Raw genomic sequence first — 15913 nt, forward strand, 5'->3', positions numbered from 1 at the left:
GCAGTCGGATGATCTCGGGGGGAGCCGGCAGTTCGGCTCCCCCCGAATCGGGCGATCGAAGTTTTCAGATGTCGGGAAGGACAAAGAACATGGCGGCCCAGCAGCCCGGAGTCGACTCGTTGACGGTCGAGGATCTGCCTCGACTCCTCGCCGGGGTGGTCGAGGTCGATCCCGAGCGGATCGCCCTGACCGCTGGTGACATCACCGTCACGTACGCACAGCTGAAGCAGGAGATCGAGACCCTCGACGCCGCGATGGGCGGGGTGCTCGGCATCGATGCGCTCGTGCCGGTCGTGCTGTCCACCGTGGCGCCGGGTCTGCTCGAGGCGCCCGAGACCGGGGGACTGCCCGGGCTGCTGAGTGCCCTGTTCAGCGATGCCGCCGAGGTGCTCGGGGACGACGCAGCGGCGTCCGCCGAGCCCGCAACCACGCTCGCCTCACTGTTCGACGAGCAGGTCGCCGCCACCCCGGACGCCGTCGCGCTCGAGTTCGACGGCGCGACGCTGACGTATGCCGAGTTCGATGCCCGCGCCAACCGCCTCGCGCGCCACCTGATCTCGCTCGGTGTCGGTCCGGACACCCTGGTGGGTCTCGGCATCCGGCGATCGATCGACCTGCTGATCGGGATGTACGCAATCGTCAAGGCGGGCGGCGCGTACGTCCCGCTGGACCCGGACCATCCGGCCGACCGCCTCGGCTATGTGCTCGACATCGCTCGTCCGGCCGCGATCCTCACGACGACTCGGGACGGTCTCACGCTCGACACCGACACCCCGGTCCTCGCGATCGACACCCTCGATCTGCACGCACTGTCGGCCGATCCGGTCACCGACGTGGACCGTCTCACACCGCTGACGGGCGAGAACCTCGCGTACGTCATCTTCACGTCCGGGTCCACCGGCCGCCCGAAGGGTGTGGCAGTCGGGCACGGTGCGATCGTCGCGAACCTGCGCTGGCGTCAGCACATGTACCCGATGACGGCAGCCGACGTGGTGCTGCAGAAGACGCCGTTCACGTTCGACGTGTCGGTGTGGGAGTTCTTCTGGCCGCTGCAGGCCGGTGCGCGTCTGACGATCGCGCTGCCGGACGGCCACCGCGACCCCGCGTACCTGGCCCGCACGATGGTCGAGCGCGGCGTCACCGTCGCGCACTTCGTGCCGTCGATGCTGTCGGTGTTCGTGGTCGAACCGAGTGCGGCGACAGTCACGACACTGCGGAACGTGTTCGCGTCGGGTGAGGCGCTACCGCCGCAGACCGCAGCCCGCTTCCGTGACATCTCGGGAGCGGCGCTGCACAACCTGTACGGCCCCACCGAGGCCGCCGTGGACGTCACTTTCCACGAGGTCACCGCGGCCGACACCGCCACGGTGCCGATCGGCGCCGCGGTGGCCGACACCGGCCTGTACGTGCTCGACGACGGACTGCGCCGCGTTCCGGCCGGGACCGAGGGCGAGCTGTATCTGGCGGGCGTCCAGTTGGCACGGGGTTACCTGCAGCGTCCCGACCTGACGGCCGACCGGTTCGTCGCCGACCCGTACGGCGGCCCGGGCGAGCGCATGTACCGCACCGGTGACCTCGTCAAGCTCGGCGGTTCCGGTGAGCTGGAGTACGTGGGCCGCACCGACTTCCAGGTGAAGCTGCGCGGTCTGCGCATCGAGCTCGGCGAGATCGAGTCGGCCCTGCTGGACCACGATGCGGTGTCGCAGTCCGTCGTGGTCGTGCACGCCGACCCCGAGCTGGGCGACCACCTCGTGGCCTATGTCGTCACCGACGGCGGCGCGCCCGTGGACCGCGAGGAGATGGCCGCCACGGTGAGCGCGCGGCTGCCCGAGTACATGGTGCCGTCCCTGTTCGTCGCGATGGCCGAGTTCCCGCTGAACGCGAGCGGCAAGCTCGACCGCAAGGCCCTTCCCGCACCGGACTTCTCGTCGCTGGCGAGCGAGTACCGCGCGCCGAGCACCCCCACCGAGGAGATGCTGGCGGCCACGTTCGCGGAGGTCCTGGGCGCCGAGCGGATGGGCGTCGACGATGACTACTTCGCCCTCGGCGGCAACTCGCTGAGCGCGACCCGCGTCGTCGCGCGGATCAACGCCGAACGCGGCATCCGCATCGACGTGCGCGACTTCTTCGACGCGCCGACCGTCGCCCGGCTCGCGGCCCTGGTGGACGCACAGGTCGCCGCGGGCGGCGACACCCGCGCCCCGCTGGTCGCGCAGCCGCGCCCGGAGACCGTGCCGCTGTCGCTCGCACAGCAGCGGATGTGGTTCCTCAACCGCTTCGACACCGACTCCGCGGTCAACAACATCGTCGTCGCGATCCGATTGTCGGGCTCGCTCGACGTCGCTGCGCTGCGCGGCGCGGTGAACGATGTCGTCGCCCGGCACGAGTCGCTGCGCACGGTCTTCCCGGAACGGGACGGCGCCGCGAGCCAGGTGATCCTGCCCGCGGACCGGGTCACCGTCGATCTGGACGCCGAGTCGATCACCGAATCCGACATCGTCGGTGCGGTCACCGAGACGATCTCCCGTGGATTCGATGTCACGGCCGCGGTCCCGATCCGGATGCGGCTGCTCGCGGTGTCCGCCACCGAGCACGTGCTCGTGGTGGTGGTCCACCACATCAGCGCCGACGGCTTCTCGATGGGACCGCTGACCCGTGACATCGTCATGGCGTATGCGGCCCGCTCGGCCGGTGTCGCCCCGGGCTGGACGCCGCTCGACGTGCAGTACGCCGACTACGCGCTGTGGCAGCGTGAGGTTCTCGGCAGCGAGGACGACCCGGAGTCGCTCATCGCGCGGCAGGTGGACCACTGGCGCGCCGCTCTCGCCGACCTGCCCGATCGGCTGGATCTGCCCGCGGACCGCCCGCGCCCCGCGATCGCGTCGAATGCCGGCGCATCGCATCGATTCGGGATCGACGCGGCACTCGCGGCGCGACTCGACGCCGTCGCGCGTGAGGCCGGCACGACCCCGTTCATGGTGGTGCACGCCGCGCTGTCGGTGCTGCTCGCCCGGCTCAGCGGCACCACCGACATCGCGATCGGCACCCCCGTCGCCGGTCGTGGCGAGGCCGCGCTCGACGACCTCGTCGGCATGTTCGTCAACACGCTCGTGCTGCGCGCCGACGTCCGGGAAGATCGCCCGTTCACCGAACTGCTCGCCCAGGTTCGCGCGTCGGATCTCGAGGCGTTCGGTCACGCCGATGTCCCGTTCGAGCGGTTGGTCGAGGTTCTGAGCCCGGCCCGCTCGCAGGCGCGGCATCCGCTGTTCCAGGTGGTGCTCTCGTTCCAGAACATGGACCGGACCGAACTCGCCCTCGGTGACCTGACCGTTTCGGGCGTCGACTTCGATGCCGCCGTCGCGAAGTTCGACCTGGCGGTGACGCTCGCCGAGGCCGATTCGGGCGCAGCAGGATTCGATGTCGACCTCACCTACGCGACGGACCTGTTCGATGCGTCGACGATGCGTGCGTTCGCGGAACGGTTCCTGCGGGTACTGGGGGCGGTCACGGCCGATCCGTCCGTGGTGGTCGGCGACATCGAGATCCTCGACGGCGCCGAGATGTCCGCGCTGACGGCGGCCGACGGCCGTGTCACCGAACCGCTCCTGCTGCCACGGATCCTCGAATCCGCGGCGAGCACCGATCCGTCCGCGATCGCCCTCGTGGCGGGGGAGCGGACCGTCAGCTACCGCGAACTCGACGAGAGCTCGTCGAGGTTGGCGCGCGTGCTGATCGACCGCGGTGCGGGACCCGGCGATGTCGTCGCGATCGCGCTGACCCGCTCGATCGATTCGGTGACCGCCGTGTGGGCGGTCGCCAAGTCCGGTGCCGCGTTCGTACCGGTGGACCCGAACTACCCGGCCGATCGCGTGACGCACATGGTGTCGGATTCTCGTGCGGTGCTGGGTATCACGCATGCCGAGCATGCCGACGCGCTGCCGTCCGGGCTGCCGTTGCTCGTGCTCGACGACGCAGCAACGGAACAGCAGATCGCGAGCGCGTCCGCGCTGGCGGTCTCCGATGCCGACCGGCGGCGCCCCCTGCACCTCGCCGACGCCGTGTACGTCATCTACACGTCGGGGTCGACCGGCGTGCCGAAGGGCGTCGTCGTCACCCACACCGGGCTGTCGGCCTTCGCCGACGAGCAGGTGGAGCGCTACCGACTCGGATCGGGTTCGCGCACGCTGCACTTCGCGTCACCGAGCTTCGACGCGTCGGTCCTGGAACTGCTCATGGCCTTCGGTGCCGGCGCGACGATGGTCATCGCGCCGACGACCATCTACGGCGGGCACGAACTTGCCGAACTGCTGCGGCAGCAGCGCGTGACGCACGCCTTCGTCACGCCGGCCGCTCTCGCGTCGGTCGATCCGGCGGGCCTGGACGCGCTGGGTGTAGTCGTGGTCGGCGGCGAGGCCTGCCCGGCCGACCTGGTGTCCCGCTGGGCGCCGGGCCGGGCGATGTTCAACGCGTACGGCCCCACCGAGGCGACCGTGGCGTCGAACATCTCCGACGCGCTGGTGCCGGGGGAGCCGGTCACGATCGGCCGCGCCATCCGCGGCGCGACCGCCTACGTGCTGGACGCGCGGCTGCGGCCCGTGCCCGCCGGGGTTCCCGGAGAGCTCTACCTCGACGGCGTCGGCGTCGCCCGCGGCTACCTCGGCCGTCCCGGCCTGACCGCGGAGCGGTTCGTCGCGAACCCGTTCGGCGGCCCGGGAAGCCGGCTGTACCGCACCGGCGACGTTGTGCGCACCGGTACCGACCGCGTGATCGACTACGTGGGCCGCGCCGACGACCAGGTGAAGCTGCGCGGCTTCCGGATCGAGCTCGGCGAGATCGAATCGGTACTGGCCGCACACGAATCCGTCGCGCAGGCCGCCGTGCTCGTGATCCGCGACCAGCTCGTTGCGTACGTGACCGCGGCCGACGGTCGCACGATCGACGTCGCGGCGTTGAAGGAGCACGCGGCCCGGTCACTGACGGCCTACATGGTGCCCGCTGCCGTGCTGGTGCTCGACCGGTTGCCGCTCACCGGCAGCGGCAAGCTCGACCGCAAGGCGCTGCCCGAGCCCGAGTTCGCGACGGCGGTGTTCCGGGCCCCGGCGACGCCGGTCGAGGAAACCGTGGCAGGGGTGTTCGCCGACGTCCTCGGCGTCGACCGGGTGGGGCAGGGCGACGACTTCTTCGCGCTCGGCGGCAACTCGCTGCTTGCGACGCAGGTGGCCTCCCGCTTGGGCGCCGCACTGGACACGACCGTCCCGGTCCGGCTGCTGTTCGAGGTCTCCACCGTGGAGGCACTCGCGGCCCGCGTGATGGAATCCGACGCCGGCGCCCGGACGGCGCTCGTCGCGCGGCCGCGTCCCGACCGGATCCCACTGTCACTGGCGCAGCAGCGGTTGTGGTTCCTCAACCGCTTCGAGCCGGAGTCGGCGGTGAACAACATCCCGCTCGCGATCCGACTGTCCGGAGCGCTGGACGTCGACGCCCTCGCTGCCGCGATGGGCGACGTGCTCGACCGGCACGAATCGCTGCGTACCGTGTTCCCCGACATCGACGGCGTCGGATACCAGCAGATCCGGCCCGCGGTCGAGGTGTCGGCGCCGCTTTCGGCGGAACCGATCTCGGATGTGGACCTGCCCGCGATCGTCGATTCGATGGTGACGGCCGGGTTCGATCTGACTACCGACCTGCCCGTGCGGATGCGACTGTTCTCGGTGTCGGAGACCGAACACGTCCTGGTGCTCGTCGTGCATCACATTGCGGCGGACGGTTTCTCGATGGGCCCATTGACCCGCGACGTCATGATCGCGTACGCGGCGCGATCCGCCGGGACCGTGCCGGGCTGGGCGCCGCTGGGTGTGCAGTACGCCGACTACACGCTGTGGCAGCGTGAGGTTCTCGGCAGTGAGGACGACCCGGAGTCACTGCTCGCCCAGCAGCAGAACTACTGGACATCCGCGCTCGCTGGTCTGCCCGACCAGCTGGATCTGCCGTCGGACCGTCCCCGTCCCGCCGTGTCGTCGTATCGGGGGGCACGGCTGTCCGTCCCGCTGAGCGGAGAGTTGCAGACCGCGCTCGCCGAACTGGCCCGCGCACGCGGCGTCACCTCGTTCATGGTGGTGCACGCGGCGCTGGCGGTGCTGTTGGCGCGGTCGAGTGGCACCTCCGACATCGCCGTCGGCACGCCGATCGCGGGCCGCGGCGAGCAGGCGCTCGACGACCTCGTCGGCATGTTCGTGGGCACCCTCGTGCTGCGCAGTGACGTCGACACCGCCCGCTCGTTCGACGATCTCCTGGCCGCGGTGCGTGAGACCGACCTGCAGGCGTTCGGACATGCCGACGTGCCGTTCGAGCGGTTGGTGGAGATCCTCGACCCGGCGCGTTCGCAGTCGCGGCACCCGCTGTTCCAGGTGATGCTGACGTTCCAGAATCTCGGACGCACCGACCTCGCGCTGGGCGGGTTGACCGTCTCCGAGGTGGAGTTCGACTCCGCCACAGCGAAGTTCGACCTCCAGGTCACCTTCGCCGAATCGACCGGCGAGACGCCCGACCTGACGATGGATCTGACGTACGCGACCGATCTGTTCGACGAGGCGACGGTCCGCGCCTTCGGCGACCGGTACCTGCGGATCCTGTCCGCCGCGACGGCCGACCCGGGAGTACCCGTCGGCGAGATCGACCTGCTCGACGACTCCGAACGCGACCTGGTGCTGCGGCAGTGGATCGACACCGACCACGACGTGCCGCGGGCGACGCTGGTCGACCTGTTCGAGGCACAGGTGGTGCGGACTCCGGATGCGACGGCGTTGGTGTTCGGGGGCGAGTCGCTGAGTTACGGGGAGTTCGCTGCGCGGGTGAATCGCACGGCGCGCCTGTTGATCTCGGAAGGTGTGGGTCCGGACTCGTTGGTGGGTCTGAGGATGCGGCGTTCGCTGGATCTGCTGGTGGGCATGTATGCCGTGCTCGCCGCGGGCGGCGCCTACGTTCCGGTGGACCCGGATCAACCGGCGGAACGCAACGCCTACATCCTCGACACCGCGAAGCCGGTACTGGTCCTGACGACCTCGCGCGACGGCGGTGATCTGCCCGGTGCCGCAGCGGTGGTCGAACTCGACACGACCGATGTGTCCGGTTTCTCGGACGCGCCGATCGTGGACGCGGAGCGGCGGGCACCGCTGCGGCCGGAGAACACCGCGTACGTGATCTTCACGTCGGGGTCGACGGGTCGGCCGAAGGGTGTGGCGGTCGAGCACGGCGCGATCGTGAATCGTCTGGTGTGGATGCAGGCCGAGTACGGGCTGACTGCGGGCGATGTGGTGTTGCAGAAGACGCCGTTCACGTTCGATGTGTCGGTGTGGGAGTTCTTCTGGCCGTTGCAGGTGGGTGCGCGTCTGGTGGTGGCGGCGCCGGATGGTCATCGGGATCCGGGTTATCTGGTGCGGGTGATGGCCGATCGTGGTGTGACGGTGGCGCATTTCGTGCCGTCGATGTTGTCGGTGTTCGTGGCGGAGTGGTCAGCGAGCGGTGATGCGGAATCGTCTGTGTCCCGGGCGGATTCGTTGCGTCTGGTGTTCGCGTCGGGTGAGGCGCTGCCGGCTCGGACGGCGGAGCGGTTCCGGGCGATTTCGTCGGCTTCGTTGCACAATCTGTACGGGCCGACCGAGGCCGCGGTGGATGTGACGTTCCACGAGGTGACGGTGGCGGACACTGCGGGTGTGCCGATCGGTGCGCCGGTGTGGAATACGCAGGTGTTCGTGCTCGATGCGCGGCTGCGTCCGGTGCCGGTGGGTGTGCCGGGTGAGCTGTATCTGGCGGGTGTGCAGTTGGCGCGTGGGTATGTCTCGCGCGCGGATCTGACGGCGGACCGGTTCGTGGCGAATCCGTTCGGTGACGGCGGCGAGCGGATGTATCGCACGGGCGATCTGGTGAAGTGGAATGCGTCGGGCGAGCTGGAGTACATCGGGCGTACGGACTTCCAGGTGAAGTTGCGTGGTCTGCGGATCGAGTTGGGGGAGATCGAGACCGCACTGCTGGCGCAGGATGTGATCGCGCAGTCCGTGGTGTTGGTGAAGAACGATCAGCTCGTCGCCTATGTCGTCCCCACTGTGGGTGGCACGGTCGACACCGAGGTCGTGAAGGCCGCGCTTGCGACGTCGTTGGCGTCGTACATGGTGCCGGCGGTGTTCGTGGTGCTGGATGCGTTCCCGTTGAATGTGTCGGGCAAGCTGGATCGGAAGGCGTTGCCGGAGCCGAGTTTCGAGGCCACGGCGTTCCGTGCCCCGACGACGCCGGTCGAGGGGATCGTGGCCGGCGTGTTCGGCGAGGTTCTGGGGATCGAGCGGGTGGGTCTGGACGACGACTTCTTCGGCCTCGGTGGCAATTCGCTGCTGGGTACGCAGGTGGTGTCGCGGCTGGGTGTCGCGCTCGATGCGCAGGTGCCCGTGCGGACCCTGTTCGAGGCGTCGACCGTCGGTGCGCTGGCGGCGCAGGTACAGAGCCTTGCGGGCGCGGGTGCGCGCAAGGTGCTCACCGCCGGGCCCCGGCCGGACCGGATCCCGCTCTCGCTCGCGCAGCAGCGCATGTGGTTCCTGAACCGGCTCGAGCCCGAATCCACCACGTACAACATCCCGCTGGCGATGCAGCTCACCGGCGACCTGGACAACGGTGCGCTGCGTGCAGCCCTGCAGGACGTCCTCGTCCGCCACGAGGCGTTGCGCACGTACTACCCGGAGGACGCGGACGGCCCGTACCAGGTGATCCTGCCGACCGATCGGGTCGAGTTCGATCTCACGCCCGTCTCCGTGAACGCGGACGAACTGCTCTCCCACGTGAGCGGTCTGCTCGGCCAGGGCTTCGACGTGACCAGCGGTGTGCCGGCGCGGGCGGGACTGTTCCGGATCGACGACCGCACCCACGTCTTCGCGTTCGTCGTCCACCACATCGGCGCGGACGGCGTCTCGATGGCGCCGATGGCCCGGGACCTGGTCGCCGCGTATGCCGCTCGCAGCCGGGGCGAGGCACCGCAGTGGTCCCAGCTCGCGGTGCAGTACGCGGACTTCGCGCTGTGGCAGCGCGAGGTGGTGGGCTCGGCGGACGAGCCCGGCACGGTGGCCGCCGACCAGCTCGAGTACTGGGTGCGGACGCTGTCGGGCGCGCCGGATCTGCTCGACCTCCCCACCGACCGTCCCCGCCCGCCGGTGGCGTCGATGCGCGGAGCCGAAACAGGTTTCACGATCCCGGCCGCACTGCACACCGCACTCGATTCCCTCGCGCGGGCCGAGGGCGCATCGCTGTTCATGGTGGCGCACAGCGCGTTGGCCGTTCTGCTCGCGAGGCTCAGCGGAACCTGGGACGTCACGGTGGGCACCCCGATCGCCGGACGCGGGGACGCCGCGCTCGACGATCTCGTGGGCATGTTCGTCAACACGCTCGCGCTGCGGACGGAACTGACGTCGTCGATGACGTTCACGGATGTCCTCGCTCGCACCCGTGAGACGGATCTGGCGGCGTTCGGCAACGCGGACCTGCCGTTCGAGCGCGTGGTCGAGGCAGTGTCGCCGTCCCGCTCGACGGCGCGGCACCCGCTGTTCCAGACCGTGCTGTCGTTCCAGAACCAGCAGCAGGCCGCACTCGAACTTCCCGGTCTGACGGTGGGCGCGGTGCCGGATCAGGAGCGGGCCGCCAAGTTCGACCTGCAGCTGACACTGGTGCCCGCGCCCTCCGGAGATCTCGAGGCGCTGTTGACCTATGCGACGGACCTGTTCGACGAGTCGACGGTCGCGATGCTGGGGCAGCGGTTCGTCCGCATCCTCGAGGCCGTCGCCACCGATGCCCGCGCCGTCGTCGGTGACATCGACATCGTGTCCGACGCGGAGCGCGCACAGCTGCGCAGTGCCGCAACGGTCGGACGATCGGCGAACGTCGAGTCGGACGCAGTCGTCGTGCCCAGCGGCAGCACGGTGCCGCAGATCCTCTCCGCGGTGGTGGAGGCCGATCCGGAGGCCCCCGCGATCTCGGACGATGGTGAGGAGATCACCTACGGTGACCTCGACGAGCAGTCGTCCAGGCTGGCGCGGCTGCTGATCGGCGAGGGCGTCGGCCCGGGCCACCAGGTGCCGATCGTGCTGCCGCGCTCGGCGGACGCGGTGGTCGCGGCGTGGGCGGTGCTCAAGAGCGGTGCCGCGCTGACACCGATCGACGCAGCAGACGCAGATCGGATGCCGTCCGGCATGCCGGCCAAGGTCGGCATCACGACGTCCGCACACGTCGACGCCCTTCCCGACAGCATGGAATGGGTCGTGTTGGACGGCGACGCGGACCGGATCCACATCGACGAGCAGTCGGGCCGACCGGTCACCTACACCGAGCGGATCCGCCGACTGGGCTCCGAGGATCCCGCAATCGTGGCGGCAGACGGATCGTTCTCGCTCACCCACGGAAACGTGGTGGCGTTCGCGGAACGGGACCGCGCCCGCTACGACATCACCTACGAGTCCCGGACCGCGTGTACCGAGCCCCTGAGCAGCGTGTGGTCCGCGATCGAGCTGATCATCGCGTCCACCGCAGGTGCGGTGACCGTCGTCACGGCACTACCGGACGGTAACGTCACCGACCTTCTGGCCGACGAATGGGTGACCCATGCGTTCGTGTCGGCGGCCTGCGCGCAGGCCCTCGACGTGGAGGAACTCGAGGATCTCGAGGTCCTCGTGCTCACCGACGGCGCACTGCCGGAGGAACGGCCGGAAGTCCGGCGGGTCGTCGCCGATGCGGAGGCATGGTCCGCGTGAGGCGATAATGATGGTTTGTCCCGGGCGATGTATGTGTAAGGAATGAGTCACTGTGCTGCGTTGTGAGATGCCGAGTCGGCAGAAGCCGAGTCTTCGGGTGCAGGCGATCGACGCACGAGGTGTTCTGAACGCATGAGCGAGCAGGGTCGGGAGCTGCACGGGAATGACGGAGACGAGCGCAAGCGCACCAGGCGCCCGCGCCCGGAACGCCGGGAACGTCCGGCGCGCCGGAGCCGTCCCCGTTCGACGACGCTGCCGCAGCTGCTGGCGGCCGCTGTCGAGCGTGACCCGTCGGCCACCGCCCTCGTGTGCGGCGACCGCTCTCGCACCTACGAGGACCTCGACGCGTGGTCCTCGCGTCTCGCCCGGGTCCTGATCGAACGGGGCATCGGTCCCGGCGACTCGGTCGCGGTGGCCGTGCCGCGGTCCATCGAGTCGGTGTCGTGCGTGTGGGGTGTCGCGAAGTCGGGTGCGGCCTTCGTGCCCGTCGATCCGAACTATCCCGCCGACCGTGTCGAGCACATGGTGACCGACTCGGGCGTCGTGGTGGGACTGACGACAGCCGAGTCCCGCGATTCGCTCCCGGACTCCGTCGAATGGCTCGTCCTCGGCGACGACCTCGAACGTGTACTGGCCGAGCATTCCCCGGAGCCGATCTCCTTCGCCGACCGCAGCCGGGTGCTGGCGGACGCCGATCCGGCGTACGTGATCTACACATCCGGTTCGACCGGCCGCCCGAAGGGTGTCGTCGTCACACAGGCCGGCCTGGGCGACTTCTGCGCCGAACAGGTCCGTCGTTACAACCTCACCGCACAGGCCCGTACCCTGCACTTCGCGTCGCCCAGCTTCGACGCCTCGGTTCTCGAACTACTCCTGTCCGTGGGCGCCGGTTCGACGATGGTGATCGCACCCCCGACGGTGTACGGCGGTGACGATCTCGCCGAACTGATTGCGACGCAACGCGTCACGCATGGCTTCGTCACCCCCGCGGCGCTCGCGTCGGTGAACCCCGAGGGGCTGGATACCTTCCTCGACGTCGTCGTCGGAGGCGAGGCGTGCCCGCCCGATCTGGTGACGCGCTGGGCCACATCCGGCCGCAGGTTCTTCAACGGTTACGGCCCCACCGAGACCACGATCATGACCGCGATCTCGGATCCGCTCGTCCCCGGCGAACCGATCACGATCGGCGGTCCCACGCAGGGCATGTCGCTCGTGGTGCTCGACGACCGGCTGCGGCCCACCCCGGTGGGCGTCGCGGGTGAGCTCTACGTGCAGGGCCCGGGCGTCGCCCGCGGGTACCACGACCGGTTCGCGCTCACCGCGGAGCGATTCGTCGCGTGCCCGTTCGGTGAGCCCGGGACCCGGATGTACCGCACCGGCGACGTCGTCCGGTGGAACGCGAACCAGCAGATCGAGTACGTCGGCCGCTCCGACTTCCAGGTCAAGATCCGTGGCTTCCGCATCGAGCTGGGGGAGATCGACGCCGCGCTGGCCGAGCACGACGATGTGGACTTCGCCGCCACCGTGGCGCACGAAGCCACCACGGGCAGCAAGGTTCTCGTGTCCTACGTGCGTCCGGTCTCCGGCCGCCAGATCGACACCGCGGCGTTGCTCGAGTTCGTCGGACGTTCCCTGCCGCGGCACATGGTGCCGTCGACCGTCATGGTCCTCGATGACATCCCTCTCACGCCGGTGGGCAAGCTCGATCGGCAGGCGCTGCCGGCGCCGGTGTTCGAGGCGCGCGAGTTCCGGGCCCCGGTCACCCCGGCGGAGGAACTCGTCGCGTCGGTGTTCGCCGACGTCCTCGACGTCCCGCAGGTGGGGCTGGACGACGATTTCTTCGAACTCGGCGGGAACTCGCTGATCGCGACGCAGGTGGTGTCGAGGTTGGCTGCCGCGGTCGACGCGCAGATTCCGGTGCGTGCAGTGTTCGAGGCGTCCACCGTCGAGGCGCTCGCGGCCCAGGTAGCCGATGCCGTCGGCGGCGAGGCCCGCAAGGCTCTGGTCGCCGGTCCACGGCCGGAACGCATTCCGCTGTCCCTCGCGCAGCAGCGGATGTGGTTCCTGAACCGTTTCGAGCCCGACTCCACGGTCAACAACATTCCGGTCGCTATCCGACTGTCGGGCACCCTCGACGTGCCCGCGCTGCAGACCGCCGTGGCCGACGTCGTGGACCGCCACGAGTCGCTGCGCACGGTGTTCCCGGACTTCGACGGTGTCGGGCACCAGGTGGTCCGCGCATCGAGCGAGATCGGCGAACTGCTTCCCGTGGAGGCGGTGTCGGCCGAGTCGATCCTCGACCGCGTCGGTGCGCTGGTCGGCGCCGGCTTCGATCTGTCCCGTGACATCCCGGTGCGGGCGCAGCTGTTCGAGGTGTCGCAGAACGAGCACGTGCTGGTGTTCGTGGTGCATCACATTGCCGCCGACGGCTTCTCGATCGGACCGCTCACGCGCGACGTCATGCTCGCGTACGCGGCACGGTCGGCCGGTTCGGATCCGGCCTGGACTCCGCTCGAGGTGCAGTACCCCGACTTCACGTTGTGGCAGCGCGACGTCCTCGGCACGGACGACGATCCGGAATCGCTGCTGTCGCAGCAGGTCGACTACTGGCGGACGGCGCTCGCCGGGCTGCCCGACCAGTTGGATCTGCCGACGGACCGGCCGCGCCCCGCGGTGGCGTCCGACCACGGTGCCACCCACCGGTTCGAACTCGACGCGGATCTGTCCACGGCGATCGACGAACTGGCCCGGCAGCGTGGCGCCACCCCGTTCATGGTGGTGCACGCGGCCCTGTCGGTGCTGCTGGCACGGCTGAGCGGCACGACCGACATCGCGGTCGGCACGCCGGTCGCCGGACGCGGCGAGCAGGTGCTCGACGACGTGATCGGAATGTTCGTCAACACCCTGGTCCTGCGGGCCGAGGTCGACGGCGCGCAGTCGTTCGACCAGTTGCTCTCTCGCGTGCGCGGTACCGACCTCGCGGCGTTCGGCCACGCCGACGTGCCGTTCGAGCGGTTGGTCGAGGTGCTGAATCCGGAGCGATCGCAGGGCCGCCATCCGCTGTTCCAGGTGATGCTGACGTTCCAGAATCTCGGGCGTGCGGATCTCACCCTCGGTGACCTCGCGGTGTCGGAGGTCGAGTTCGACTCCGCCACAGCCAAGTTCGATCTTCAGGTGACGGTGCTCGAGGCGGGCGACGAGTCCGGATACTCCGTGGCCCTGACGTACGCGACCGATCTGTTCGACGACGCGACGATGACGTCGTTCGGGGACCGGTTCGTGCGGATACTCGAGTCGGTCGTGACGGATCCGGCAGCGGTCGTCGGCGACGTCGCATTGCTGGACGCATCCGAGCGCGATCAGGTACTCGGCACATGGAATGCCACCGATCACGAGGTGCCGCGGGCGACGCTGGTCGACCTGTTCGAGGCGCAGGTGGCGCGGACTCCGGATGCGACGGCGCTGGAGTTCGAGGGCGAGTCGCTGAGTTACGGGGAGTTCGCTGCGCGGGTGAATCGCACGGCGCGCCTGTTGATCTCGGAGGGTGTGGGTCCGGACTCGTTGGTGGGTCTGGGGATGCGGCGTTCGCTGGATCTGCTGGTGGGGATGTACGCGGTGCTGGCTGCCGGTGGCGGGTATGTGCCGGTGGACCCGGATCAGCCGGTCGAGCGCAACGCCTACATCCTGGGCACAGCGGACCCGGTGTTGGTGTTGTCGACGTCGCGGGACGGTTTCGAGGCGTCGGGGGAGGGGTCCGTCCGGATCCTGAATCTCGACGAGGCGGATGTATCCGGGTTCTCGGCTGCGGCGGTGACGGATGCGGATCGGGTTGCTGCCCTTCGTGTTTCGAACACCGCGTACGTGATCTTCACGTCGGGGTCGACGGGTCGGCCGAAGGGTGTGGCGGTCGAGCACGGCGCGATCGTGAATCGTCTGGTGTGGATGCAGGCCGAGTACGGGCTGACTGCGGGCGATGTGGTGTTGCAGAAGACGCCGTTCACGTTCGATGTGTCGGTGTGGGAGTTCTTCTGGCCGTTGCAGGTGGGTGCGCGTCTGGTGGTGGCGGCGCCGGATGGTCATCGGGATCCGGGTTATCTGGTGCGGGTGATGGCCGATCGTGGTGTGACGGTGGCGCATTTCGTGCCGTCGATGTTGTCGGTGTTCGTGGCGGAGTGGTCAGCGAGCGGTGATGCGGAATCGTCTGTGTCCCGGGCGGATTCGTTGCGTCTGGTGTTCGCGTCGGGTGAGGCGCTGCCGGCTCGGACGGCGGAGCGGTTCCGGGCGATTTCGTCGGCTTCGTTGCACAATCTGTACGGGCCGACCGAGGCCGCGGTGGATGTGACGTTCCACGAGGTGACGGTGGCGGACACTGCGGGTGTGCCGATCGGTGCGCCGGTGTGGAATACGCAGGTGTTCGTGCTCGATGCGCGGCTGCGTCCGGTGCCGGTGGGTGTGCCGGGTGAGCTGTATCTGGCGGGTGTGCAGTTGGCGCGTGGGTATGTCTCGCGCGCGGATCTGACGGCGGACCGGTTCGTGGCGAATCCGTTCGGTGACGGCGGCGAGCGGATGTATCGCACGGGCGATCTGGTGAAGTGGAATGCGTCGGGCGAGCTGGAGTACATCGGGCGTACGGACTTCCAGGTGAAGTTGCGTGGTCTGCGGATCGAGTTGGGGGAGATCGAGACCGCACTGCTGGCGCAGGATGTGATCGCGCAGTCCGTGGTGTTGGTGAAGAACGATCAGCTCGTCGCCTATGTCGTCCCCACTGTGGGTGGCACGGTCGACACCGAGGTCGTGAAGGCCGCGCTTGCGACGTCGTTGGCGTCGTACATGGTGCCGGCGGTGTTCGTGGTGCTGGATGCGTTCCCGTTGAATGTGTCGGGCAAGCTGGATCGGAAGGCGTTGCCGGAGCCGAGTTTCGAGGCCACGGCGTTCCGTGCCCCGACGACGCCGGTCGAGGGGATCGTGGCCGGCGTGTTCGGCGAGGTTCTGGGGATCGAGCGGGTGGGTCTGGACGACGACTTCTTCGGTCTCGGTGGCAATTCGCTGCTGGGTACGCAGGTGGTGTCGCGGCTGGGTGTCGCGCTCGATGCGCAGGTGCCCGTGCGGACCCTGTTCGAGGCGTCGAC

The 15913-nt window shown here is 69.2% G+C and carries 2 protein-coding genes; both read left to right on the top strand.

The window, feature by feature from the left end; all coding sequences use genetic code 11:
• The first annotated feature begins 89 nt into the window (after positions 1–89).
• A complete protein-coding gene (locus DEU38_RS04130) occupies positions 90–10784 on the top strand; it encodes a non-ribosomal peptide synthetase (RefSeq protein ID WP_114718839.1) in 10695 nt (3564 codons plus the stop codon).
• A 132-nt stretch (positions 10785–10916) separates the two neighbouring features.
• On the top strand, positions 10917–15913 hold a 4997-nt coding region (locus DEU38_RS04135), incomplete at its 3' end, for a non-ribosomal peptide synthetase (RefSeq protein ID WP_114718992.1).

It is taken from the genome of Rhodococcus sp. AG1013 (assembly GCF_003350365.1).
Classification (GTDB): domain Bacteria; phylum Actinomycetota; class Actinomycetes; order Mycobacteriales; family Mycobacteriaceae; genus Prescottella.

Coding starts and splice junctions, on each gene's coding strand:
- DEU38_RS04130 (WP_114718839.1), top strand. CDS start 90: ATGGCGGCCCAGCAGCCCGGAGTCGACTCGTTGACGGTCGAGGATCTG.